The organism is Williamsia sp. Y844 (assembly GCF_056786475.1).
On sequence record NZ_JBXCJB010000001.1, the window covers coordinates 702175 to 726083 of the forward strand.

22 protein-coding genes are annotated in these 23909 nt (G+C 63.2%); 5 read left to right on the top strand and 17 right to left on the bottom strand.

The features are described from left to right. Window positions 1–105: 105 nt before the first annotated feature. From tuf to AC1TQG_RS03155, 6 genes are all read right to left on the bottom strand, one after another. Window positions 106–1296: an elongation factor Tu gene (gene tuf / locus AC1TQG_RS03130; RefSeq protein WP_482135476.1), complete on the bottom strand. Its 1191-nt coding sequence runs from the start codon at window positions 1294–1296 to the stop codon at window positions 106–108. Between the two features lie 154 nt (window positions 1297–1450). Continuing rightward, on the bottom strand, window positions 1451–3556 hold the full coding sequence (gene fusA, locus AC1TQG_RS03135) for an elongation factor G (protein ID WP_482135477.1): 2106 nt from the start codon (window positions 3554–3556) through the stop codon (window positions 1451–1453). A 47-nt stretch (window positions 3557–3603) separates the two neighbouring features. Continuing rightward, a complete protein-coding gene (rpsG, locus tag AC1TQG_RS03140) occupies window positions 3604–4074 on the bottom strand; it encodes a 30S ribosomal protein S7 (protein ID WP_482135478.1) in 471 nt (156 codons plus the stop codon). Beyond that, entirely contained in the window at window positions 4074–4448 is a 375-nt protein-coding gene (rpsL, locus tag AC1TQG_RS03145; RefSeq protein WP_482135479.1) for a 30S ribosomal protein S12, read from the bottom strand. The genes rpsG and rpsL overlap by 1 nt, the downstream gene beginning before the upstream one ends. A 489-nt stretch (window positions 4449–4937) precedes the next feature. Continuing rightward, on the bottom strand, window positions 4938–6638 hold the full coding sequence (locus AC1TQG_RS03150) for a SulP family inorganic anion transporter (RefSeq protein WP_482135480.1): 1701 nt from the start codon (window positions 6636–6638) through the stop codon (window positions 4938–4940). Between the two features lie 117 nt (window positions 6639–6755). Beyond that, complete coding sequence (locus AC1TQG_RS03155) at window positions 6756–7475, bottom strand: YoaK family protein (protein ID WP_482135481.1); 720 nt, start codon at window positions 7473–7475, stop codon at window positions 6756–6758. 512 nt (window positions 7476–7987) lie between these two features. Between AC1TQG_RS03155 and AC1TQG_RS03160 the strand changes: the two genes are divergently transcribed. Both AC1TQG_RS03160 and AC1TQG_RS03165 read left to right on the top strand, forming a co-directional pair. Further along, window positions 7988–8761, top strand: coding sequence for a FadR/GntR family transcriptional regulator (locus tag AC1TQG_RS03160; RefSeq protein WP_482135482.1), 774 nt, complete (start codon window positions 7988–7990; stop codon window positions 8759–8761). Window positions 8762–8908: 147 nt separating this feature from the next. Next, window positions 8909–10309, top strand: coding sequence for a GDSL-type esterase/lipase family protein (locus AC1TQG_RS03165; RefSeq protein ID WP_482135483.1), 1401 nt, complete (start codon window positions 8909–8911; stop codon window positions 10307–10309). A gap of 63 nt (window positions 10310–10372) precedes the next feature. On the opposite strand, the gene AC1TQG_RS03170 is transcribed toward AC1TQG_RS03165, so the two are convergent. The 11 genes from AC1TQG_RS03170 to AC1TQG_RS03220 form a co-directional block, all read right to left on the bottom strand. Continuing rightward, on the bottom strand, window positions 10373–11182 hold the full coding sequence (locus AC1TQG_RS03170; protein WP_482135484.1) for a crotonase/enoyl-CoA hydratase family protein: 810 nt from the start codon (window positions 11180–11182) through the stop codon (window positions 10373–10375). 84 nt (window positions 11183–11266) lie between these two features. Next, window positions 11267–11590 (bottom strand): ArsR/SmtB family transcription factor, encoded by a 324-nt coding sequence (locus AC1TQG_RS03175; RefSeq protein ID WP_482135485.1) that lies wholly within the window; start codon window positions 11588–11590, stop codon window positions 11267–11269. After that, a complete protein-coding gene (locus AC1TQG_RS03180) occupies window positions 11577–12035 on the bottom strand; it encodes an SRPBCC family protein (protein WP_482137244.1) in 459 nt (152 codons plus the stop codon). Before AC1TQG_RS03180 ends, AC1TQG_RS03175 begins: the two co-directional genes overlap by 14 nt. Before the next feature lie 100 nt (window positions 12036–12135). Further along, window positions 12136–12738, bottom strand: a complete 603-nt coding sequence (locus tag AC1TQG_RS03185) for a TetR/AcrR family transcriptional regulator (protein ID WP_482137245.1) — start codon at window positions 12736–12738, stop codon at window positions 12136–12138. Then, the gene (locus AC1TQG_RS03190; RefSeq protein WP_482135486.1) at window positions 12735–13493 is read right to left on the bottom strand and encodes an enoyl-CoA hydratase family protein; all 759 of its coding nucleotides are present in this window, start codon (window positions 13491–13493) and stop codon (window positions 12735–12737) included. Before AC1TQG_RS03190 ends, AC1TQG_RS03185 begins: the two co-directional genes overlap by 4 nt. 23 nt (window positions 13494–13516) lie before the next feature. Next, window positions 13517–14674: an acyl-CoA dehydrogenase family protein gene (locus AC1TQG_RS03195; RefSeq protein ID WP_482135487.1), complete on the bottom strand. Its 1158-nt coding sequence runs from the start codon at window positions 14672–14674 to the stop codon at window positions 13517–13519. Between the two features lie 13 nt (window positions 14675–14687). Then, complete coding sequence (locus AC1TQG_RS03200) at window positions 14688–16673, bottom strand: acetyl/propionyl/methylcrotonyl-CoA carboxylase subunit alpha (RefSeq protein WP_482135488.1); 1986 nt, start codon at window positions 16671–16673, stop codon at window positions 14688–14690. Between the two features lie 6 nt (window positions 16674–16679). Next, window positions 16680–18215: an acyl-CoA carboxylase subunit beta gene (locus AC1TQG_RS03205; RefSeq protein ID WP_482137246.1), complete on the bottom strand. Its 1536-nt coding sequence runs from the start codon at window positions 18213–18215 to the stop codon at window positions 16680–16682. 32 nt (window positions 18216–18247) lie between these two features. After that, the gene (locus AC1TQG_RS03210; protein ID WP_482135489.1) at window positions 18248–19411 is read right to left on the bottom strand and encodes an acyl-CoA dehydrogenase family protein; all 1164 of its coding nucleotides are present in this window, start codon (window positions 19409–19411) and stop codon (window positions 18248–18250) included. Next, on the bottom strand, window positions 19412–21118 hold the full coding sequence (locus tag AC1TQG_RS03215; protein ID WP_482135490.1) for an acyclic terpene utilization AtuA family protein: 1707 nt from the start codon (window positions 21116–21118) through the stop codon (window positions 19412–19414). Then, window positions 21115–21888, bottom strand: a complete 774-nt coding sequence (locus AC1TQG_RS03220; RefSeq protein WP_482135491.1) for a TIGR03084 family metal-binding protein — start codon at window positions 21886–21888, stop codon at window positions 21115–21117. Before AC1TQG_RS03220 ends, AC1TQG_RS03215 begins: the two co-directional genes overlap by 4 nt. A gap of 151 nt (window positions 21889–22039) precedes the next feature. On the opposite strand from AC1TQG_RS03220, the gene AC1TQG_RS03225 reads away from it, so the two are divergent. The 3 genes from AC1TQG_RS03225 to phnH are packed head-to-tail and all read left to right on the top strand — an operon-like array spanning window position 22040 to window position 23909. Further along, the gene (locus tag AC1TQG_RS03225) at window positions 22040–22810 is read left to right on the top strand and encodes a GntR family transcriptional regulator (protein ID WP_482135492.1); all 771 of its coding nucleotides are present in this window, start codon (window positions 22040–22042) and stop codon (window positions 22808–22810) included. After that, entirely contained in the window at window positions 22801–23244 is a 444-nt protein-coding gene (locus AC1TQG_RS03230) for a phosphonate C-P lyase system protein PhnG (RefSeq protein ID WP_482135493.1), read from the top strand. The genes AC1TQG_RS03225 and AC1TQG_RS03230 overlap by 10 nt, the downstream gene beginning before the upstream one ends. Next, window positions 23244–23909, top strand: a complete 666-nt coding sequence (gene phnH / locus AC1TQG_RS03235; RefSeq protein WP_482135494.1) for a phosphonate C-P lyase system protein PhnH — start codon at window positions 23244–23246, stop codon at window positions 23907–23909. The genes AC1TQG_RS03230 and phnH overlap by 1 nt, the downstream gene beginning before the upstream one ends.

Sequence of the window (23909 nt, forward strand, 5' to 3'; positions counted from 1 at the left end):
GGTACTTGTAAACCGTGTAAACAGATAGTTTTCCGGTCCAGGACAGACAAAAGCGCCCGACCCCAAAGGGATCGGGCGCTTTCGCTTCTAGCTGGGCACTACTGCTTACTTGATGATCTTGGTGACGCGACCGGCACCAACGGTGCGGCCACCTTCACGGATCGCGTAGCGCAGGCCCTCGTCCATGGCGACCGGCTGAATCAGCTTGACCGTCATCTCGGTGTTGTCACCGGGCATGACCATCTCGGTGCCCTCGGGCAGGGTCACAACGCCCGTCACGTCAGTTGTACGGAAGTAGAACTGGGGACGGTAGTTGTTGAAGAACGGGGTGTGCCGTCCACCCTCGTCCTTCGACAGGATGTAAGCCTGGCCCTCGAACTCGGTGTGCGGGGTGGTGGTACCCGGCTTGATGATGACCTGTCCACGCTCGACGTCCTCACGCTTGAGGCCACGCAGCAGCAGTCCGGCATTGTCGCCGGCCTGTGCCGAGTCGAGCAGCTTGTGGAACATCTCGATACCGGTGACGGTGGTCTTGGTGGTCTTCTCGCGGATGCCGACGATGTCGACTTCCTCGTTCACCTTGACCTCGCCACGCTCCACACGACCGGTGACAACGGTTCCACGACCGGTGATCGTGAACACGTCCTCCACGGGCATCAGGAACGGCTTCTCGGTTTCGCGAACCGGCTCCGGGATGCTCTCGTCGACAGCGTCCATGAGCTCTTCGATGGTCTTGACCCACTCGGGATCACCTTCGAGAGCCTTGAGTGCCGAGACCTTGATGACGGGGGCGTCCTCATCGAAATCCTGGGCGGCGAGGAGCTCACGCACCTCCATCTCGACCAGCTCGATGATCTCGTCGTCGTCAACCATGTCGGCCTTGTTCAGCGCGACAAGGATGTACGGCACGCCCACCTGACGGGCGAGCAGCACGTGCTCGCGAGTCTGCGGCATCGGGCCGTCAGTGGCGGCAACCACGAGGATCGCGCCGTCCATCTGAGCAGCACCGGTGATCATGTTCTTGATGTAGTCCGCGTGACCAGGAGCATCGACATGGGCGTAGTGACGCTTCTCGGTCTGGTACTCAACATGCGAGATGTTGATCGTGATACCACGAGCCTTCTCTTCGGGAGCCTTGTCGATCTGATCGAACGCGAAGCTCTCGTTGAGGGTCGGGTACTTGTCGTGCAGCACCTTGGTGATCGCCGCCGTCAGCGTGGTCTTGCCGTGGTCGACGTGACCGATCGTGCCGACGTTCACGTGCGGCTTGGTCCGCTCGAACTTCGCCTTCGCCACTTGATTGTCCTCCTGGACTGTCGAGCGACCGGGGCAATCCCGGTCACTGTGTGTTTAGTTCTTGGTCGGGGAAGGGCTTTTCAAAACCCTTCCCCGCACAAGCGATCTCTTAATTGTTGTGCGCCGATGGCGCTATCGCCGAGGCGACGGGTGATTACTCGCCCGTTGCCTTGGCAATGATCTCCTTCGCCACGTTCGCCGGAACTTCGGCGTACGAGTCGAACACCATGGAGTAGTTTGCCCGGCCCTGGGTCCGCGACCGAAGGTCGCCGATGTAGCCGAACATCTCCGACAGCGGAACCAATGCCTTAACGATACGGGCACCGCTGCGCTCTTCCATGGCCTGGATTTGACCACGGCGTGAGTTTAGGTCGCCGATCACGTCGCCCATGTAGTCCTCAGGTGTGGTGACCTCAACGGCCATCAACGGTTCGAGGATTACCGGACCCGCCATCCTGGCTGCCTCTTTCATGGCAGCCGATCCGGCGATCTTGAACGCCATCTCCGACGAGTCGACGTCGTGGTACGCGCCGTCGAGCAGAGAGAACTTCAAGTTGACCAGCGGATAACCGGCCAGTACGCCGTACTGCATCGCATCCTGCGCGCCGGCATCCACGGATGGGATGTACTCACGCGGAACGCGACCACCGGTCACGGCATTGACGAACTCGTAGGTGGCGCCATCTTCGGCATCCACCAGGGGCTCGAGCTTGACGATGACCTTGGCGAACTGACCACTACCACCCGTTTGCTTCTTGTGGGTGTAGTCGTGCTTCTCGACCGTCTTGCGAATGGTCTCTCGGTAAGCCACCTGCGGCTTACCAACATTGGCCTCGACCTTGAACTCGCGCTTCATGCGATCGACAAGGATGTCCAGGTGGAGCTCGCCCATACCGCCGATGACGGTCTGGCCGGTCTCGTTGTCCAGCTTGACCGAGAACGTCGGATCCTCTTCGGCCAGCTTCTGGATCGCAAGACCCAGTTTTTCCTGGTCCGACTTGGTCTTCGGCTCGATCGAGACGTTGATGACCGGGTCCGGGAAACTCATCGATTCCAGGACGATCGGGTTTGCCGCGTCACACAGGGTGTCGCCGGTGGTGGTGTCCTTGAGGCCGATCATCGCGTAGATGTGGCCCGCCGTGGCATCCTCAACCGGCATTTCCTTGTTGGCGTGCATCTGGAACAGCTTGCCGATGCGCTCTTTTTTGCCCTTGGTGGCATTGAGCACGCCGGTGCCGGCCGTGATGTGGCCCGAGTAGACCCGCACGAACGTCAACTTGCCGAAGAACGGGTGCGAGGCGATCTTGAACGCCAGCGCCGCGAACGGCTCGTCCGCCGACGGCTTACGCGACAGGATCTCTTCTTCGTTGCCGAGCGCGTGACCTTCCACAGAGGGAACGTCGAGCGGGCTCGGCAGGTAATCGATGACCGCGTCGAGCATGGGCTGAACGCCCTTGTTCTTGAACGCAGAACCACAGATCACCGGGTAGAGCACGCGGTTGACGGTCAGCTTGCGAATCGCAGCCTTGACCTCGGCGATGGTGACCTCTTCGCCGCCGAAGTACTTCTCCAGAAGCACCTCGTCGGTCTCGACGATGGTCTCCATCATCTTCTCGCGGTACTCTTTCGCCTTTTCGAGCAGATCCGCGGGGATCTCTTCGATGGTGGGCTCAGTACCGGACGGGACAACGCCGCGCCAGGTGATGGCACGCATCTCGACCAGGTCGACAACGCCGTCGAAGTCATCCTCGGCGCCGATCGGCAGCTGGAGAACCAGCGGCTTGGCACCGAGACGCTCTTCGATGGTGCGCACCGTGAAGTAGAAGTCGGCGCCCAGTTTGTCCATCTTGTTGACAAAGCAGATACGCGGAACGTCGTACTTCTCGGCCTGCCGCCAGACCTGCTCGGACTGCGGCTCCACACCCTCTTTGCCGTCGAACACCGCAACCGCACCGTCGAGCACACGCAGGCTTCGCTCCACCTCGACGGTGAAGTCGACGTGCCCGGGGGTGTCGATGATGTTGATCTGGTTCTTGTTCCAGAAACAGGTCACCGCAGCGGAGGTGATGGTGATACCCCGCTCCTTCTCCTGCTCCATCCAGTCGGTCGTCGAGGCGCCGTCGTGGGTCTCGCCGATCTTGTAGTTGACACCGGTGTAGAAGAGGATTCGCTCGGTGGTTGTGGTCTTGCCGGCATCGATGTGAGCCATGATGCCGATATTGCGAACCTTGTTGAGGTCGCTGAGCACTTCCTGTGCCACTTAATTCCTCACTCTGAATTGAAAGTTTTTGCAGCTGTTGCTGAGTATCACCAGCGGTAGTGCGCGAACGCCCGGTTGGCCTCGGCCATTTTGTGGGTATCCTCGCGACGCTTGACTGCAGCGCCCAGACCATTGCTCGCATCCAGCATCTCGTTTGCAAGACGCTCGACCATGGTCTTCTCGCGACGCTGACGGCTGAAGGTGACGAGCCAACGCAGAGCGAGGGTGTTCGCGCGACCGGGCTTGACCTCGATGGGCACCTGGTAGGTGGCGCCACCGACACGACGGCTCTTGACCTCGAGGGCGGGGCGGACGTTGTCCAGCGCACGCTTGAGGGTCACGACGGGGTCGGTGCCGGTCTTCTCGCGGGCCTGCTCGAGAGCCTTGTACACGATGCGCTCGGCGGTCGACTTCTTGCCGTCCAGCAGGATCTTGTTCACCAGCTGGGTGACCAGCGGGCTGCCGTATACGGGGTCATTGATGAGTGGGCGTTTTGGTGCGGGTCCTTTACGTGGCATCAGCCCTTCTCCTTCTTCGTGCCGTACTTGCTGCGGCCTTGCTTGCGGGCCTTGACACCCTGGGTGTCGAGCGAGCCACGAATGACCTTGTAACGCACACCCGGGAGGTCCTTCACACGACCACCGCGAACGAGCACCATCGAGTGCTCCTGCAGGTTGTGGCCTTCACCGGGAATGTATGCGGTCACCTCAACCGAACTGGTGAGGCGGACACGGGCGACCTTACGAAGCGCCGAGTTCGGCTTCTTCGGGGTCGTGGTGTAGACGCGGGTGCACACACCGCGTCGCTGCGGGCTGCCCTTCAGCGCTGCCGTTTTCTGCTTGGCAGGCTTGTCGTGACGGCCCTTGCGGACCAGCTGGTTGATAGTTGGCACTGAGAGTCTTCCTTTGGTTGGCGGTCTTCTTTGCTGCTCTGCTGCGGTTTCTGCTCCGGGCAAGTTTCCGATAAATCTCGGAACCTCCGCAGTACGCCCCACCAGTTGAAAAGCCCTGGTCAGGTAACGCCTTCCCTACCCCTTAGTCGGGCGTGTCGAAAACGCCCAGCGTGGCAGGTGAAGGCACGCAGATGGGACCCGGCCATTTGAATTAATGCGGAGGCCGAGCACCAGCGGTCAAGTCTACCGACCCGGTGTGCCCAGGTCAAAATCGTCCGGCACCAGCGCAGACCAAAGCAATTCTGCAGGTCTCCGCCGGTCTCGTGAAGAGGCCGACAACCGACTGCCCAGGGCGGGATTCGGCGTCGTCAACCACCCTTTACGGAAGTCTATTCCTCGGCGATCATTCCGGGTACGACCGGCGTGAACTGAGCTGTGGAAATTGCCCAACCGAGTCTCGACGACGGGTTGACCCGAAGCCGCGCAGGCTCAGGTGGCGCAACGATCACGGAAGGCGGCGACGGCGGCGTCGATGGTCGGATAGAAGTGTCCGGCGCCGAACCTGTCGCCCACCCCGAACCGGATGAGGCGGTCTTTGATAGGACCCTTCATCTCCGCGAAAACCAGATGGATGCCCTTGCCCTCGAGATACGTGTCGAGGTCGACGAGTTCGTCGACTGCGGTGGTGTCGAGTCCGGTGAGGGCCTCCGCAGCGACGATGACCCATTCGACGGGCGTCTTCGCATCCGCCACCACCGATCGCACGAAGTTGTCGAAGACGTCTCCGTTAGCGAAGAACAGCGGGGCGTCGAAGCGCACCAGCACCAGTCCCGGGATTCGATGTCCTTCGGGATGACGGTCGATGTCGTGGAAGCCCGGTTCTCCAGGCGTCTGGACGAGTTCGGTGCGGTAGGGCTGCCACGACCGGGCCACCACTGCGATGAAGGACAGTGCGATCGCCACCAGGACACCCTGCAGGACACCCACCAGCGCGACGCCGAGGAACGCCGCCGAGGCCAGACCGAACTCGGTCCGGCTCATCTGCCACATCCGGATCATCCCGTTGACGTCCACCAGCGCGGTCGCGGCGACGATCACCACGGCGCCCAGCGTCGCGTCGGGAAGATATTCGGTGACGCCGGGCGCGACGAGGATGAACACCAGGACCGCAAGCGCACCGACAACACCGGCCAATTGGGTCTTGGCACCGCTCTGTTCGGCAACCGGGGTCCGAGATCCACTCGCGGAGATGGGAAATCCGCTGAACATTCCGCCTGCGATGTTGGCGACCCCGATCGCCTTCATCTCGGTGCTGCCATTCACGTCCTCGCCATGACGGGCCGCGAAGGTGCGCGAGAGAACACCGGTATCGGCAAAGGCGATCAATGCGATACCGGCGGCGGGCCCGATGAGTTCGGCCACGTCCCCCCAGTCGACGCCACCGAACGACGGCAGCGGCATCCCTTCTGGCAGTGCACCGACCATCCCGATGTCGTCCGTCAGACCCAGCGCAGCCGAGACGATGATCGCCGCGACCACCGCGACGAGCACACCGGGGATACGCGGAACTGCGATGCGAAATCCGATGATGATGGCCAACGAACCGAAACCGATTGTGGCGGCGAGGAGATCGATGTCGCCGTTCGCGATGGCCTTTACGGTCTCCCAGATCTCGCCGAGCAAGCTGTCCGCGTCGACGGAGAACCCGAGCAACTTGGGCAACTGGCCGACCACCACGATCAGGGCGATCGCATTGAGATAGCCGAGTCGGATGGGTTTCGAGAGGAGGTCGGTGACGAATCCGAGACGCAGGAAGCCGGCAAGCAGGAGGATGAGGCCGACCAGAACACCCAGAACGCCGGCCAACGCGAGCGCACTCTCGGGATCATCGGTGACCGCCAGCGGCACGACAGCCGCCGCGATCAGCGGTGCCAGGGACGAATCAGGACCGAGGACAAGGATTTTCGACGGTCCCACCACCGCGTAAGCCAGTAGCGGGACGATGGTGGCGTACAGGCCCGCGTAGGCAGGCAACCCCGCCGCCTCGGCGTATCCCATTCCCGCCGGGATGAGCAGTGCGGTCAGAACGAGCCCGGCGGTGATGTCCGGCCGCAACCATTCGCGGCGGTAGGACCGCGCAGTCGCAACTCCCGGCAACTTGGCAAAGCCATCCGTCACAACATTTCCCATGACATCACCCCGAACGTCCGACTGCTTCAGACCCGGCCCGGATGGGTCACGCGATCATTGTCAGCCCAAAAGATGCCTTCCGACGAACGATTTAGCAATTCCAGATCCACCGTCGACTCAGACCGCGTCGTCGTCCTCTCCGGAATGACGATGGTGTCCGATCGCCGCGACCACAACTGTGATGACCGCAGATGCCAGGACCCCGGCGCTGACATCGATGAACAGCAGCGCCGCACCCACCAGTGCACCGACGCCGATCGCGAGGACGGCGAGCAGTCGTCGCACCCACAACTGCTCGCGCGCGGCACCGAACCGCGAATCGCAGGCCAGCCCCGTGATCGTCGAGGTGACCACCACGGTTGTCACGTCGGCAACCGCCACGTGCCGGGCCACTGCCGCCTGAAGCCCCATCGGGGTGGCGAGCAGGACCGTTGCCAACGGTTTGGTGAGCCCGTGGTCGATCGGCACGACCAGCAGCATGACGCCGGTGGCGCAGAGCACCGCGGCCACCGCGAACAATGCGCCGGTGACCCTCGGTGTCCACTTGGCCTTCTCGTGACGGACGAACCGCCCTCCCATTGCCGCACCCGCCATGAAGCCGGCCAGCGCGAGAATGGGTCCGAGCACCGGCAACCCGTCGGCCTGCCCGATGCCCATACCCATGATCACGACGTTGCCGGTCATGTTCGCGGTGAACACCTTATCGAGCGCGAGGTAGCCGACAGCATCGGAGATACCCGTAGAAAAGGTCAGGGCGAGCATGCAGAACGTCCGGATGTCCGCGGCGTCGAAGCCCCGCAGGCGCCCCGCCCCTGAACTCCCCGAATTCAGTGCCATGGTGCGAAATCCGCCTTTCTGATCCGACAGTGGACGCCCTTGACATCGTCGACGACCTGACCGACAACGGTGTCCGCTGCGGTCAGGCCCATCGGACGACGTCGTGAACGGATAACCCAGCGCATGGCGGCTCCAAAAGAGAGATTTCAGGGAACGCTGACGGATTGTCAGCTCGAAAATCGGGACCACTTGGTCCGACCAAGTCGACCGTAGAGCCGACGCGATTCCGCCGTCAATTGCAGGCGATACTTGTTCACACCAATGAAACAGAGAATCCTGTCGGCGACATCGAAGTCCCACTCAATGGGATCATAAAGACGCGAAATAGACCTTCTACCAGTGGATTCACGAGGATTGCCGGTTCTGGGATTTCGATTTGCCGCAATTGTTAACAGCCCGTTGCAGATCGCCTCCTCACCTGGCGGGCCGCTCGTGAACCCGGCTAAGGTCAGACCAATTCAACCGGATTGGTCAGGCCAAGTCGACAATTCCGAGGACGAGCGAGGCATGATTTGTCACCCACGATCGGGTCTGGGAACTCGGGCGGACGGACTGTACCCGTCGAGGCACTTTCCATCGGCTACAGCACCTCCACCGGTCGCGACAGCGTCAGCGCCGCGATCGCGGCACATCTCGAAAAGCTCATTGCCACAGGTGAACTCGTCCCCGGCGACCGACTGCCATCCGAACGAGAGCTGGCCATTCACATGGGCGTATCACGCGCGTCCTTGCGGGAGGCGATGCATGAACTGCAGTCGAAGCACCTTGTGGAACGCCGACCAGGACGCGGTACCACCGTGATGCCGATGCCCAAACGGGTCCAGACCCTGTACGCCGAGCTCTCCGATGCCGAGCATCAACTCCGTGATGTTGCGGAGCTGCGGGAGACCATCGAACCCAGGCTGGCAGCGCTCGCCGCACTTCGCGCAACACCGACCAATCTCATTGCACTCGAGGAGGTTCTGCGCCGATCAGTCACCGATGCAACGCCGGACGAATCGCTGCGCTGCGACCTCGAGTTTCATATGCTGCTCGCCGCGGCATCGCAGAATCCACTGATGTCGGCCATCAACACCCTGGCCGGATCATGGACCTGCACCACACGCGTTCTGTCACATTCGACCCGCTATGCGCGGGAAGTCTCGTACCTCGGCCACAAGTCGATCCTGGCGGCCGTCTCCGCCGGAAGCGCAGACGGAGCACGAGAAGCGATGCGCAGGCACCTCGGAGAGGTGGCATCCATGACCCAGGAGACATTTGACTACATGACAGACGGTGTGAGGTGACTTGCCGCGAAGGATTGCTTGCGCGAGATCTGTTGATCCACAACGATCCTCGGCTCGAACCATCCTTAAAGGGGCCAACGAGGCACTTTGTTAGACGAAACACCGTTCACCCTTCATTGATGGCCCACGTGACTTAGTGTTGCGCTCATGTCATCTGAATTTCGGGCTCATCCGACCAAGGGGGCGTTTTGGCCTGCGGCCAAACGCCTCTCCGGAACAGCCCTCGTCGCCCTCACGGTCGGTGCCGCTCTCACTGTCGCACCATCCGGCCCGGCGACCGCGGCACCCGCGCCGATCAACTGTCCGGCACCGGGACCCTGGGTAGGTGCGTGGGGCGCACCCGCGTCGGATTCAAGCGCTCGCAGCATCCCTACCGACCCCAGCGGCAATTTTGCGGTCGCGGTTGACAACTCGACCGTTCGCTCGATCATCACCCCCACTCGAGGTGGCGAGGTCCTACGTGTACGTCTCTCGAACCTGTTCGGAATAGCGCCCCTGACGATCGGGCGGGCGAGCGTGGCAAAACAAGCCGGAGGCGCGAAAATCGCCGATCCCGTCCCGCTGCTCTTCAATGGACAGACGTCGGTGACGGTGCCGGTGGGAGTCGATGTCGTCAGCGACCCCACCGTTCTGCCATTCGCCGCCCGCGAATCCCTGGCGATCAGCACCTTCCTGCCCGCATCCGTCACTGTGCCGACGCGCCATTTCGCGGCCCGTCAGCACTCCTACCAAACGGACGCAGGCGCTGGGGATCAGACCTTTGAGGTCGGTGAAGCGCCCTTCGACAACGCCACCACGTCACGGCTGTTCACGACCGGAATGGACGTCCTCACGCCCGGTGTCGGGGCGGTTGTAGCGCTCGGGGACTCACTCACCGACGGCTATCGGGGAACCACAACGCCACCGCATTACCCTGAATCAGCAGTAGGGCTCGACGAACTCGTCCGCTGGCCGGACTTCCTCGCCGCCCGCGTCAATGCCACAGGGCTCCCGTTGACCGTCGTAAACGCCGGGATCACCGGGAACATGGTCACCATGGATGCGAGCTCCAACCCGGCCGCCGGGCCGTCAGCGCTCAGCCGGCTCAGCCGAGACGTGCTGTCGGTGCCGAATGTGAGTACTGTCGTGCTGTTCGAAGGCATCAACGATCTGGGGCACGGTGCAACGTTTGAATCACTCACCCAGGGCTACGAATCCATCGTCGCATCGCTGCACAAACGTGGCATCCGTGTCGTGCAGGGCACCATCACGCCGTCGGGCGGCAACGCGACCTACGGCGATTCCACCGATCCCACATTGAATCCCCTACGTATCCGCGTCAATGAGTGGATCCTCAAAAGCAGCCCGGCCGACAGCGTCGTCGACTTCGACAAGGCCATCGCCGATCCTGCCAAACCCTCATACATCAGAGCTGATCTCGACGGTGGCGACGGTTTGCACTTGACTCCCGCTGGATATCAGATCCTTGCCAACACGATCAGCCTCAAGCAGATCCAGAATCCGTGCTCCTCGCCGTCCGGTTCTTCTTCCTGGGGTTCGGCAGCGTAGCCGGCAGTTTCATCCAACAATCACGATGAGTGAACTCTGTCCCACCGACCGGCGGGGCAGAGTTCATTTTTTGTTGCGGGCCAGGCTTTCTTGGCGTTCGCGGACCACCGCAATCTGCTCAGGAGATCCGATGAGCTCCCGGATCGCGACCTGCTCGGCATCCAAACCTGCTGCCAGATCGGTACGGCCTGCCAGATCCAACAGCGCCTTGGCATGTAACAGCGCGTTGCGGGAGTTTCCGGCGATCTCGGTGGCGAGTGTGGTCGCCGCGAGCACCGGGTTCAAGTTGATACGTGTGGCCAATCCCAGTGTCACGGCTTCGGTTCCGGTGATCTGACGGCCGGTGAAGACAAGTTCTTTGGCCACGTCTCGTCCGACGAGTTCAGGGAGCAGCTGGGTGCCGGTCATATCCGGAATGAGGCCCCAGACGATTTCCATCATCGACAGCTTGGCCTCCGGTCCGACGATCCGGATGTCTGCGCCGAGCGCCAACTGCAATCCCCCACCGAACGCCACCCCATGCACAGCTGCGATCACCGGTACCGGCACCAGCGACCAGACATGCACGGCCTGCTGGGCCAGTGCAGCCGCAGCACCCAGACGTGGGCGTTCGATCACCACCGCATCGGCTCCCGATGCCATCCGTTCGAACTCCGCCATGTCCAGGCCCGCGCAGAACCCGCGACCCTCACCAGCCAGCACCACCGCCGAGATATCGGTCCGTGCGATCAGGTCTTGGCCCACTGCAACCAGTTCTTCGAACATCGCACCGTTGAGAGCGTTCATCTTGTCGGGGCGATTGAGACGCACCTGCGCGATCCCATCGTGCACATCGCACGTCACCACAGCTTGCGTGTTCGGAGTTTGCGTCATGAACCGTTCCTACCAGACCGGCCCCGTTCTCCGACATGGCGGCGCCGGCCTCCCCCGAGCTCGCCGACGGGTCTAAAAGCACGGTCAAGGGTTTTCGGCACGCACCTTGATATCGGCCAGACGGCGATCCCAACCTGATGCGATACTCGCCAGTTCCCGGCCGATCATGCTCAACCGGGCACCAACAGCGGTGAACTGCACCTCGCGACCTACCTTCTCCGAGGAGACGAGGCCAGTTTCCTCCAGTACCGCAAGATGTTTGGCGATGGCCTGCCGCGACACCGGGAACTCGGCGGCAAGCGACGAGGCCGATGCGGATGATTTACCCAACCGCACCAACAGATTCCACCGGGTATCGTCGGCCAGTGCTGCAAAGACAACCGTCAGACCTGGTTCAGCCATTGGCATCGGCGTGCACACCCTCAACATGGCCTTTGGCAACAGTCAGCTCAACGTTCCAGCCCTTGGTGTTGTCGTCGAGCTTCTTGCGCCGCTCGGCCGCATCACCGGGGAGCGAGGCAAAGCCGCTCTCAACAACCCTGAGAGTCACTGAATCAGTGGACCTCTCGTCGATCCAGAACTCGACGAGTGTGGATGCGCTCTCGGTATCGTCGACATCTGCGAGCCAACGAAAGGCGGCGTATTTCGGCGGGTCGAGCGATACCGTCCGGAACGCAAAAGCCCCATGATTCGGATCATGGATGATGCTGACATCCCCTGACTTCTCGATCCGATGCTCGGTGATCTGTTCCTTGTTGATGAACCAACCAGGTTCCGAGATCAGCGTCCAGACGCGCCCGGCCGGCGCGTCGATGTCGATCTGCTTTTCGATGCGATCAAGTTCCACTGTCATGGTTTCCTCAAGGTCGACGATTTTCTTCCTGCAACCAAAGGATTGCACATCCATCGCCATTTATGCAACCAACAGGTTGCACTTCATCGGTTCACCCGAGTCAGGACAACGACGCCTGCAGCACCTGCGCCCAGGTGCCAACCACCTGTTTGCGTCGCGCCGAGTCGTCGGACAAGGTGTCGGCCAACCCCAGCCCCCGAGCGAAATCGAGGGTTGCCTGCACGAGCCGGTGGATGCGCGGATCGGTACCGTCGACACCGAGCATCTGCACTGTCATCCGGTGTGCCGCAACACCGAATCGGCCTTCCAGCGGGAGTATCAGCTCCTTGAGTGCCTGGTCAGACGCCGCCGCACACCACACCTGCAATGCCGCTTTGAACTCCACGCCGGTGTAGAACTCCACCGCGGTCGACACCGCGACCTCTATTCGCCCCTCGCCCTGCGGTAGCCGGTTGGTCTCCTCGACGGCACGCAGCGTGAGGAGCTCGAACGCGTGCTCGAGTGCCGCGGTGATCAGGTCTTCCCGCGTCGGGAAATGGTGTTGTGCCGCGCCCCGGGACACGCCCGCGCGGGTGGCCACCACGCCCACACTGCACGCGGCCCATCCGTCGGTCGCCAGGACATCGATGGTGGCGTCGAGAAGGCGCTGACGGGTCGCCCGGCTGCGTTCCTGCTGCGGTGACCGCGTGGCACCGCGGGTCATCGGTCCGCCAGCCACGGTGGGGGCTGCTTGTTCAGGAACGCCATCATGCCGGCTCTGGCCTCGTCGGAGCCGAACAGTGCCGCCGACTCCGACGCCAGGCGCTGCGCGTCGGCATCGAATGCGGCCAAGATGGCGGCGGTGGTCAGCTTCTTGCTGGCAGCCAGTCCCTGCGGGGAACCTTTGCGCAGGTCAGCGCACCACCGGGCCACGACCTGGTCGACGGCAGCCGCGTCGGGAGCGGCGACGGTGATCAAGCCGATCTGATCTGCGACATTCGCATCGAACTTCTCACCGGTGAGGAAGTACCGACCGGCTGCGCGTGAGGTCAGTCGAGGCAGGACCGCAAGTGAAATCATCGAAGGAGCCACGCCGATCCGGGCCTCGGTCAGCGCAAATGTGCTCGTCGGGCCCGCGACAACAAGATCGCACGCACCGACGAAACCGAATCCACCGGCCCGCACGTGGCCGTCGATCCGGCCGATCACAGGTTTCGGCAATTCCAGGATCGCGCGCATCAGGTCGATCATCACCTCCGGGCGTGACTGTCCCGCCTCACTGAGATCAGCTCCGGCGCAGAAGGTTCCACCGGTATGCGTCAACACCACCACCCGCACCTGCGGGTCGTCGGCAGCTCCGCGCAGCCGCGCAAAGAGCTGCTCCACCAACGACATCGAGATCGCGTTGCGGTTGGCAGGCGAGTCCAGCGTGATGGTGGCGACCCCAGCATCGACCCGATATCGGACAACCTCGTTCATCTGCTCATCCTGTCAGTGCGTCCTCAGTACGACTTCGGAAGGCCCAGGCTGTTCTGCGCCACGAAGTTCAGGATCATCTCCCGGCTCACCGGTGCGACCCGTGCGATACGACAGAGGTTGAGCAGCGGCGCCAGCCCGTATTCGGTGGACAATCCATTGCCGCCCAACGAATGTACGGCCTGATCAACGATTTTCACGCAGGCCTCGGCGGCCGCATATTTCGCCATGTTGGCCGGTTCGGCGGCACCCCAATCATCGCCGGCGTCATACAGGGTCGCGGCCTTCTGCATCATCAGCTTGGCCAGCTCCATCTCGATCTTGCCGACTGCGAGCGGATGCGCGATTGCCTGGTGGGCACCGATCGGCGTCTTCCAGACCGTCCGTTCGTTGACGTATTCCACTGCCCGCCCCAACGCGTACCGGCCCATGCCGACCGCGGTGGCAGCAGCCATGATCCGTTCCGGGTTCAGTCCGGCGAACAACTGACTGAGCGCAGCGTCCTCGGATCCGACAAGTGCGTTCGACGGCAGGCGAACGTCATCGAGGAAGAGCAGGAACTGCTTTTCGGGGTTGACCAGATCCATCGCTATCTGGTTGAACTCGAAGTTCGGCGCATCGGTGGGCACGATGAACAGTGCCGGCTTGAGTCGTCCGGTCTTGGAGTCCTCGGTTCGTGCCACGATCAACACGGCCTGTGCCTGATCCACACCAGAGACATAGATCTTTCGTCCCGACAGCAACCACTCTTCGCCGTCACGCCGAGCAGTGGTGGTGATGTTGTGTGAGTTCGAACCCGCGTCGGGTTCGGTGATACCGAAGGCCATGGTGATCGTCCCGGAGGCCAGGCCCGGCAGCCACGTCTGTTTCTGTTCGTCGGTACCGAACCGCGCGATCACATTGCCGCAGATGGCAGGCGAGACAACCATCATCAGCAGACCGCTACCGATGGCGGCGAGTTCTTCCATGACAATCGACAGTTCGTACATCCCGGCGCCGCCGCCCCCGTACTCCTCCGGGAGATTCACCCCGATGAAGCCGAGTTTGCCTGCTTCCGACCACAACTCGTCGGTCTTTCGTCCGCTGCGCGCGCATTCCAGGAAGTACTCGTGCCCGAACCGGCCACCGAGGCCTGCCACCGCACTGCGCAGGGCCTTCTGTTCATCCGTTTCCACAAAACTCACGATGCCTTCTCCCTCAGTTGCTTTCGGCCAGTTCATGCTCGGTGATGACGGCGAGGATCTCCCCCACCGACACCTGCTGCCCCGGCGCCACGGGTAGCTCTTCCACGATGCCGTCTGCGGAGGCAGCAATCGTGTGTTCCATCTTCATCGCCTCGAGCCACATCAGTGGCTCACCGCGGGTCACTCGTTGGCCCGGTGCCACGGCGATCCGGATCACCGAACCCGGCATCGGCGCCAGCAACGAACCCGGGGTGTTGGTCTCGGCGGGGTCGACGAACCGGGGCTTGCGGATCAGTGCCACCGATCCTCCTGAGAAGTCCACCCACACACCCTCGCCATATCGGTCGACGGTGTACTTGCGGTCCACTCCGGCAACGGTGAGAACGACCGCATCGGCATCGATTCGGGTCACCGTGACATCGGGGTCATCCGCCAAGGCCACACCGTCCCTGGCGTGCCGATAGTGAACCGTGATCTCGTGCTCGCCGTGGAGGTAGGACTTGGACTGCGGGCCCGACGCCAGGTTGCGCCAACCCGAGGGCAGCGGCCTGCCCGACTGCTGCCGGTTCGTCTCCGCATCCGCGAGTGCCACGGCGACGGCCGCGAGGCGGACCTGATCCTGCCCGGCCAGTGGCGCGGAGAGTACATCGAGACCGATCTCCTCGATGAACTTGGTTGTCGTGTTGCCACTGCGGAACTCGTGGTGGCGCAGCATATTCACCAATGTGTCCCGGTTCGTCCGCGGACCGTGTAACCGGGCCGAGGCCAGTGCCCTGGCCAGGATGTTGATCGCGGCGTCGCGGTCGGGTGCCCAGCTGATGACCTTGGCCAACATCGGATCGTAGAAGGTCGACACCTCACCGCCATCGGTGATGCCGGAATCAACCCGCACGCCCGGCTCGGTGAGCCGTCCGAACCGAACATCAGCATCGAACCCGAACCGATGGAACCGTCCCGATTGTGGCTGGTAGTCCACCGCCGGGTCTTCCGCGTACAGCCGAACCTCGATGGAATGTCCTTGCGGCTCCGGCGGATGCGCAGGTAGCAGGTCGCCGCGGGCGATCTGCAGCTGCCAGGCAACCAGATCGAGCTTGGTGGTCTCCTCGGTCACCGGATGTTCCACCTGCAGGCGGGTATTCATCTCGAGAAAGTAGAATCGACCGTCGTCATCGGCCAGGAACTCCACGGTCCCGGCCCCCGTGTAACCGATTGCCGAGGCGGCGGCGCGCGCAGCGTCGAACAGCTTGTCCCGCAGTCCGGTTCCGATCCGCTGCACGAGCGGTGACGGCGCCTCTTCGATGACCTTCTGATGCCGGCGCTGGATCGAGCATTCCCGTTCGCCGACGGCCCACATGGTGCCTGCGATGTCGCCGAGTACCTGCACCTCGATGTGGTGGCCCCGTTCGATGAACGGTTCACAGAACACCGTGCTGTCGCCAAATGCCGACAGTGCCTCACGGCGAGCACCTTCGACCTGCTCGGCAAGTTGGCCGGAGTCGCGGACGATGCGCATGCCGCGTCCGCCGCCGCCTGCCGAGGCCTTGATCAGAACCGGCAACTGGTCGGCCGTCACCGCGGCCGGGTCGAGATCGTCCAGCGTGGGAACGCCCGCCTTGCGCATCATCGCCTTGGCATTGACCTTCGATCCCATCGCAACGATGGCCGCGGGTTCCGGACCGATCCAGGTCAGTCCGGCATCGAGTACCGCCTGAGCGAATTCGGCGTTCTCCGAGAGAAATCCGTACCCCGGGTGGACCGCATCGGCGCCGGCCGACCGGGCCGCGGCTATCACTTTCGCGGCGTCGAGGTACGTGTCAGCGGAAGTATTGCCCGGCAATCGGACCGCCACGTCGGCCTCGCCCACGTGGGGAGCTCCCGCGTCGGGATCGGAATACACCGCCACGGTGCCGATCCCGAGCCGGCGGCAGGTGGCGAACACCCGGCAGGCGATCTCGCCCCGGTTGGCAACAAGCACACTGGTCACGTTCGGTTTGTTCATCACCCATCACATCCGGAATACGCCGAAGTTGCTTGTACCCTCTACGGGCCCGTTGTCGATCGCCGAGAGACACAGGCCGAGAACCGTTCTGCTGTCCCTCGGATCGATGATGCCGTCGTCGTACAACATGCCCGACAGGAAGGCAGGCATCGATTCCTTTTCGATCTGGGCCTCGATCATCGCCCGCATGCCGGCATCCGCTTCTTCGTCCACGGTGCCGCCACGGGCTTCGGTGGCACTGCGCGAGACCATCGAGATCACACCGGCAAGCTGGGCTGCGCCCATCACCGCAGATTTTGCACTGGGCCAGGTGAACAGGAAGCGCGGATTGTATGCCCGTCCGCACATCCCGTAGTGCCCGGCTCCGTAGCTCGCACCGATCAGCATCGAGATATGTGGGACCGTGGAATTCGACACCGCGTTGATCATCATCGAGCCGTGCTTGATGATGCCACCGCGCTCGTACTCCTGCCCGACCATGTAGCCGGTTGTGTTGTGCAGGAACAGCAACGGCGTATTCGACCGATTGGCCAGCTGGATGAACTGGGTGGCCTTCTGCGATTCGGCGCTGAAGAGCACACCTTGGGCGTTGGCCAGGATCCCGATCGGATACCCGTGAATGCGCGCCCATCCGGTACACAACGACGAACCGTATTCGGGTTTGAACTCGTCGAACAGGCTCTCGTCAACGATCCGCGTGATCACCTCGCGCGGATCGAACGGGATCCGCAGATCACCCGGGACGATGCCCAACAGATCCCCGGCTGGATACTTCGGCTCGATGGACGGAGCCACCGGACCCGGACCCTGCTTGCGCCAGTTGAGCCGGGCGACGATCCGCCGTCCGAGGCGGATCGCATCTTGTTCGTCGGCGGCGTAGTAGTCGGCCAGACCGGACTGACGGGCGTGCATTTGTGCGCCGCCCAATGACTCGTCGTCGCTGACCTCACCGGTGGCCATTTTCACCAGCGGCGGACCACCGAGGAACACCTTCGACTGCCCCTCGATCATCACCGTGTGATCCGACATACCCGGAAGATAGGCACCGCCTGCCGTCGAATTTCCGAATACCAATGCGATGGTGGGGATCCCGGCCGCTGACAACCTGGTGATATCGCGGAACATCGCCCCACCGGGAATGAAGACCTCTTTTTGCGTCGGCAGATCAGCGCCACCGGACTCCACCAGGTTGATCAGCGGCAGCCGGTTCTCCAGCGCAATCTGATTGGCCCGCAGACCCTTACGCAACGTCCACGGATTGGAGGTGCCGCCGCGGACGGTGGGGTCGTTGGCGACCAGAACACATTCGACCCCCTCCACCACGCCGATGCCGGTCACGATGGACGCACCCACCGGGAACTCGGATCCATATGCCGCGATCGGGGAGAGCTCGAGGAACGCACTGTCCTCGTCGATGAGCAGCTCGATCCGTTCCCGGGCCAGCAGTTTGCCGCGCTCGCGGTGCCGGGCGACCTTCTTCTCGCCACCACCGGCCAGCGCCTGGGCGAACAACTCCTCGATCTCACCGATCCTGGTGAGCATCGTCTCCGTGGCAGATCCGGTCCCGGCGGCGCTCACGGGTGGTAGCCCAGACGCTTGCCTGCGAGACCGGTGAGGATTTCGGTGGTACCGCCGCCGATCCCGATGATCCGCATGTCCCGATATTGACGCTCCACCTCGGTACCGGTCATATAGCCGGCGCCACCGAAGAGCTGAACAGCCTTGTCCGCCACCCATTCACCGGCCTCGACCGCGGTGTTCTTGGCAAAACAGACTTCGGCGATGAGGTCGGTCTCCCCGGCCATTGCGGCGTCTACGATTGCGTGGGTGTAGGTCCGCGCGACATCGATCTTGCGGGCCATCTCGGTCACGGTCTCCTGCACCGACTGGCGCGCGATGAGCGGCTTGCCGAACGTCTCTCGACTCCGCACCCATTCGAGGGTCAGGTCGAGGCAGCGTTGCGCACATCCGTAGGCCTGAACGGCGAGTCCCACCCGCTCGGTGACAAATGCTCCGGCGATCTGGAAGAACCCCGAGTTCTCGGCATTGACAAGGTTGCTGACCGGAACCCGCGCGTCGACATACGAGAGTTCAGCGGTATCCGATGCGCGCCAACCCATCTTCTCGAGCTTGCGGGTGACTGTGAAGCCCGGCGTACCCTTCTCGACCACCAGCAACGAAACGCCACCGGCACCCGCACCGCCGGTGCGGACCGCGGTCACCACGAAGTCCGCGCGGACACCGGAGGTGATGTACGTCTTGGATCCGTTGACGACGTAGTGGTCGCCGTCGCGAACAGCCGAGGTGGTCAGGTGCCCGACGTCGCTGCCGCCGCCGGGTTCTGTGATGGCGAGGCTGCCGATCTTCTCACCGGCCAGCGTGGGGGTCACCCACTTCTCGATCTGCTCGGGATCATTGGCCGCAATCAGGTGCGGCAACGCGATTCCGCAGGTGAAGAGAGACGAGAAGACGCCACCGGCCACACCCGAACCATGTAGTACCTCACCGCAGATGGTGGCGTCGATCAGATCGCCGCCGCTGCCGCCGACAGACTCGGCGAAGCCCAGCCCGAGCAACCCGGCCTCGGCGGCCTGCTTGTGCAGATCGAGGGGCAGCTCGCCGCTGCGCTCCCACTCATCCTGAAATGGCAGGATGTGCCGCTCCGCGAATGTCCTGACGGAGTCGCGCAACTGCTGACGCTCCGGGGTGTGCCAGACCTTGGACTCAAGGGATTTCATCTATTCTCCAAACCGGATCGGGATCGTGACGTGACGCGAACGCAGCCACTCTCCGAGCCCCTTAGCTTGCGGATCGAATCGAACGTTGTCTGCTACTCCTCGACCGAGAATTCCTTCGATCACGAAGTTCACGGCGAGTAAGTTGGGGAGTTCGTGGCGGTGGACCTCGAGGTCGGCCGCCTCCGGGATCAGCTGTTTGAACAGTTCGGTGCTCAGAGTCGCCGACAACCAATCGAAGTGCTCTGGATTACGCACCCACACACCCACATTCGCGTTGCCACCTTTGTCACCACTGCGGGCGCCTGCGATCTCACCCAGCGGCGCACGACGTGTCGGCCCCCACGAACTGACCGGCTCCGGAGTTGTGGCCCGAGCCTCATCCATAGGTGCAGCCACCTCGACCGGCAGACCGGGTTCGATGATCTGCGTGGACCCGTCCGCATGATGCACTGTGTGCGAGACCTCGCCCACCGGTACGTATCCGGCCTCGAACACCGCATACGGCGAGGCCGACCCTGGCGGTGCGGTCATGGTGAAGCCGGGATAGCTGGCCAGCGCCAACTCGACTGCAGCCGAAGAGAACTGGCGGCCCACGACCTTCTGGTCCGCATCCTTGACAACACACTGCAACAGCGCACTGGCCTGCTGCTCGGAGGGCGCGTCGACCTGATCGAGACGGGTCAGCGTCCAGGTGAGGTCGGCGGGCCTGGCGCTCAATTCGGCCTCGAATTGGCGGCGCGCGAGTTCGGCCTTGGCCTCGATGTCGAGGCCGGTCAACACCATCGTGACCTCGTTCCGAAACCCGGCGAGGTGATTGAGCGACACCTTGAGGGTCTCCGGAGGTGCCTCACCGCGAACACCGCCGACCCGAACGCGGTCGTGTCCGAGATCGGTGAGTGTGATGGTGTCGAGACGGGTGGTCACGTCGGGACCGAGATAGCGCGGACCGCCGACTTCGTACAGCAGCTGCGCGGTGACCGTACCCACGGTGACCGCACCGCCCGTTCCGTCGTGCTTGGTGATGACAGAGCCACCGTCGGACGAGATCTCGGCGATCGGGAAGCCCGGGTGCGCCATGTCGCCGATCTCGGTGAAGAACGAATAGTTGCCGCCCGTGGCCTGCGTGCCGCATTCGATGATGTGCCCGGCCGCCACGGCCCCGGCCAACTGGTCGAGATCATCGCGGCCCCAGGCGAAATGGGCGGCGGCAGGTCCGACGGTCAGAGAGGCGTCGGTGACCCTGCCGGTGACAACGATGTCGGCACCCGATCGCAGGGCGGCCGCGATCCCGAAGCCGCCCAGATAGGCATTGGCGGTCAGTGGCGTTCCGAGTCCGAGTTCGGCGGCCCGGGACCCGAGGTCGTCACCGTCGACGTAGGCGATCTTCGGCGCCAGCCCGAGTTTCTCGGCCAGCTCACCGATCGCTGCGGCGAGGCCGGCCGGGTTCACCCCTCCGGCGTTGCTGACGATCGTGACACCCGCATCCATTGCGGTACCGAGGTTGACCTCGAGTTGTCGCAGGAAGGTTTTTGCATACCCGGTAGTGGGATCCTTGAGCCGATCACGACCCAGGATGAGCATCGTCAGCTCGGCCAGATAGTCGCCGGTCAGGCAGTCGAGTCCGCCGCCGGTGAGCATCTCCTGCATCGCCGAGAATCGGTCGCCGTAAAACCCGGAGGCATTGCCGATCCGAATGGTGTCGATCATTGTCCACCCCCCGGAGGTCCGGCGAAGCACTGCGCAATCGTGATCCAGTGGCGGGCATCGTCACCGGTCGCGCGGATGTCAAGGTCTCGCAGGCCGCGGCGCTGGGTGACCAGCTGACAGAAGTCGAGGGCCGAGCCGGTAACCCGCTGGGTGGCATCGCCGGGACCCCATGTCCAGGTCGAGCCATCTGGCGCATGCAGTTCAATCCGAAAATCGTCGGTCGGCGGGGTTTGGTTGTTGACCTGATAGGCGAAGTCTCGTGTCCGAACACCAAGATGTGCAATGGGTTTCAGCCTTGCCGTCGGCTTGGTGACAATTCCGAGCGCGTCGGCGACGTCCAGGCCATGAGCCCAGACCTCCATCAACCTGGCGGTCGCCATCGAGGCCGCGGACATCGGTGGACCAAACCACGGCAGCTTCTGCCCCGCTGGGACTGCGAGGAGAGCCTCGGTCAGCACACGCCGCCCTTGCCGCCAGTGTTCAAGCAGCTCGACAGGCGGGTTCTGTGCCCGTTCCCTGGCCGCCACGTCGACAAATCCGGTCGGGTTCTGCCAGGCCTGCACCAGAACGCGCTCGAACTCCGCCGGATTCGTGGCCGCAGCAGTGGCCACCGCGTCCGTCCACGACAGATGCGCGATCTGCTCTTTCACGGCCCACCCCTCCGCGGGTGTTGGTGTAGCCCAGCCATTTTCGTCCAGATCTGAAACCATCTGGTCGACAACGTCGGTTTCCGCGGACAGAACAGACACAAGTTCGGCAACGATGCTCACGCGGCCAGCGTGACACGGGCCACTCACAAAAGCAAGCGCTGGTGCTTGTTTTCCCGGATGCCGGACAACTTGCCTACACGTTCAGCTGTGTTTCCCTCCCGGTTACCTGTCGTGTGGTTGTCCGTACAACTGGGGCCGACACAGTGATGGCATGACCGAGCAGAGATATCGCATCATCGCCGACCAGCTCGAATGCGAGGTCAACCGCTTGGCACCGGGCTCCAAGCTCGACAGTGAACACACGTTGATGCAGAGGTTCGATGTCGGCCGCGCCGCCGCTCGCGCCGCTCTCCAAGAATTGGAACGACGGCTACTCGTGCGGCGAATCCAGGGCAGCGGCACGTTTGTCAGCAATCGCATCGACTACGTGATCTCACGCGACCGCCGACCGTCCTGGCATCGCACCGTCCGTAGCGCGGGCGCCGAACCTCGCACCGTGCTGCTCGAACATTCTCTGGCACCCCTGCCACCGGAATGTGCCGAGATGCTCGAACTGGCGCCCGCCACGCCGGCACACCACATGATCCGGCTCAACTACATCAACAACATGGTCGCCGGATTCGCCTCGGAGTGGATCTCTCACGATGTGGTGCCCCACTTGGCCGACGGTATGCGGGTCGAGGAATCACTCGATGAGGTCCTGCGCCAGATGGGCCACGTCCGCTCGGTTCGTTCCTGGTGCCGGACCGCCTCCGATATTCCACCACCCGAGATCCAGGCACGACTGCAACTGGTGACCGCAACCCCGGCCTGGGTGGTCGAAAGCGTGAACCGCGACGCCGATTCCGGCAGGGCACTGACCTACAGCAAGGCCTGGATGCGGGGCGATTCAGTGCGGGTCGTCATGGAAATCGGCACGTCGCCCGCTGACAGCCATACCAACAACCTCACCACCGACACGAAAGAAGTTGCATGGAAATGACATCCACCGGATACAGCCGAGAACGGATCGCCGAGCTACTCGCCGCGGCCGCGGAGGACGAACTCGTCGAGCTCGCGGACGCCGCCCTGGCCACCGGTGCCGAGTTCAGGCTTCTCACCGCCCCGGAGATCGGGACGATCGCCGCGCAGGTCCGTGAGCCCATCGCCTATGACCGGTTCTTTCTCGGCGACGTCCTCGCGTGTCGCGCCGAGGTCACTTTGGCCGGAACCCACGGCTGGGCAATGCGCATGGGAGACAACCGGGCCGCGACCCTGGCCGCCGCCGTCTGCGATGCAGAAGTCCAGGCAGGCGGTCCGAACAGCTCGAGGGTGATCGAGCTGTGCCACCGCGTCGAAACCGACCTCGAGCTCGCAGACCGTGGCGAGTGGGCCCAATTGGCGCCCACCGTCGTCCAATTCGAGGAGCTGACCTGATGACCGACCTGTTCACCGGAAGCACCCTGGGCGTGGGCGTTGATCCCCTCCTGTCGCAGAGCATCTTCCGCGCCATCCTCAACGCCTTCGCACGACCGGGGATCGTCGAAACCCTGCCCCGGACCACCTACCCGCCCGCGATGTTGCCTGCCCTGGCCCTGGCCGACCTCGAGACGGGCACGCACCTGATCGAAGAGTCCCCGGGCACATGGGCTTCGGTGTTGTCCGTCGCGACCGGAGCCCCCGCGCTCTCCCTGGACACAGCCAAGTTCGTGACAGCACTCCGGCCGCTGACCGATCACGAGTTCGGTTCGGTGGCGGTGGGTAGCCCGCTGAGTCCGGAATCCGGTGCCACCGTGATCCTTTCCGTCGACGCGTTGTCCGGTGGAACGCGGGTGGCGATCGAGGGCCCCGGCATCGCCTCGCCGATCGATTTCGCACCGCGCGGGATCTCCGCTGATTTCTGGAACGTTCGGCGCCGGCTGGTCTCGGACTTCCCCACCGGTGCGGACCTGCTGTTCGTCAGTGCCGACGGGGAGCTTGTCGGAATACCCCGCACCACCGTGGTCCACACCATCGACCACCACACACCGACTCCAAACGTCGACCCCAACAACCCGACTCCAAACGTCGGCCACCACACACCGACCGCAAAGGCCTTCTGA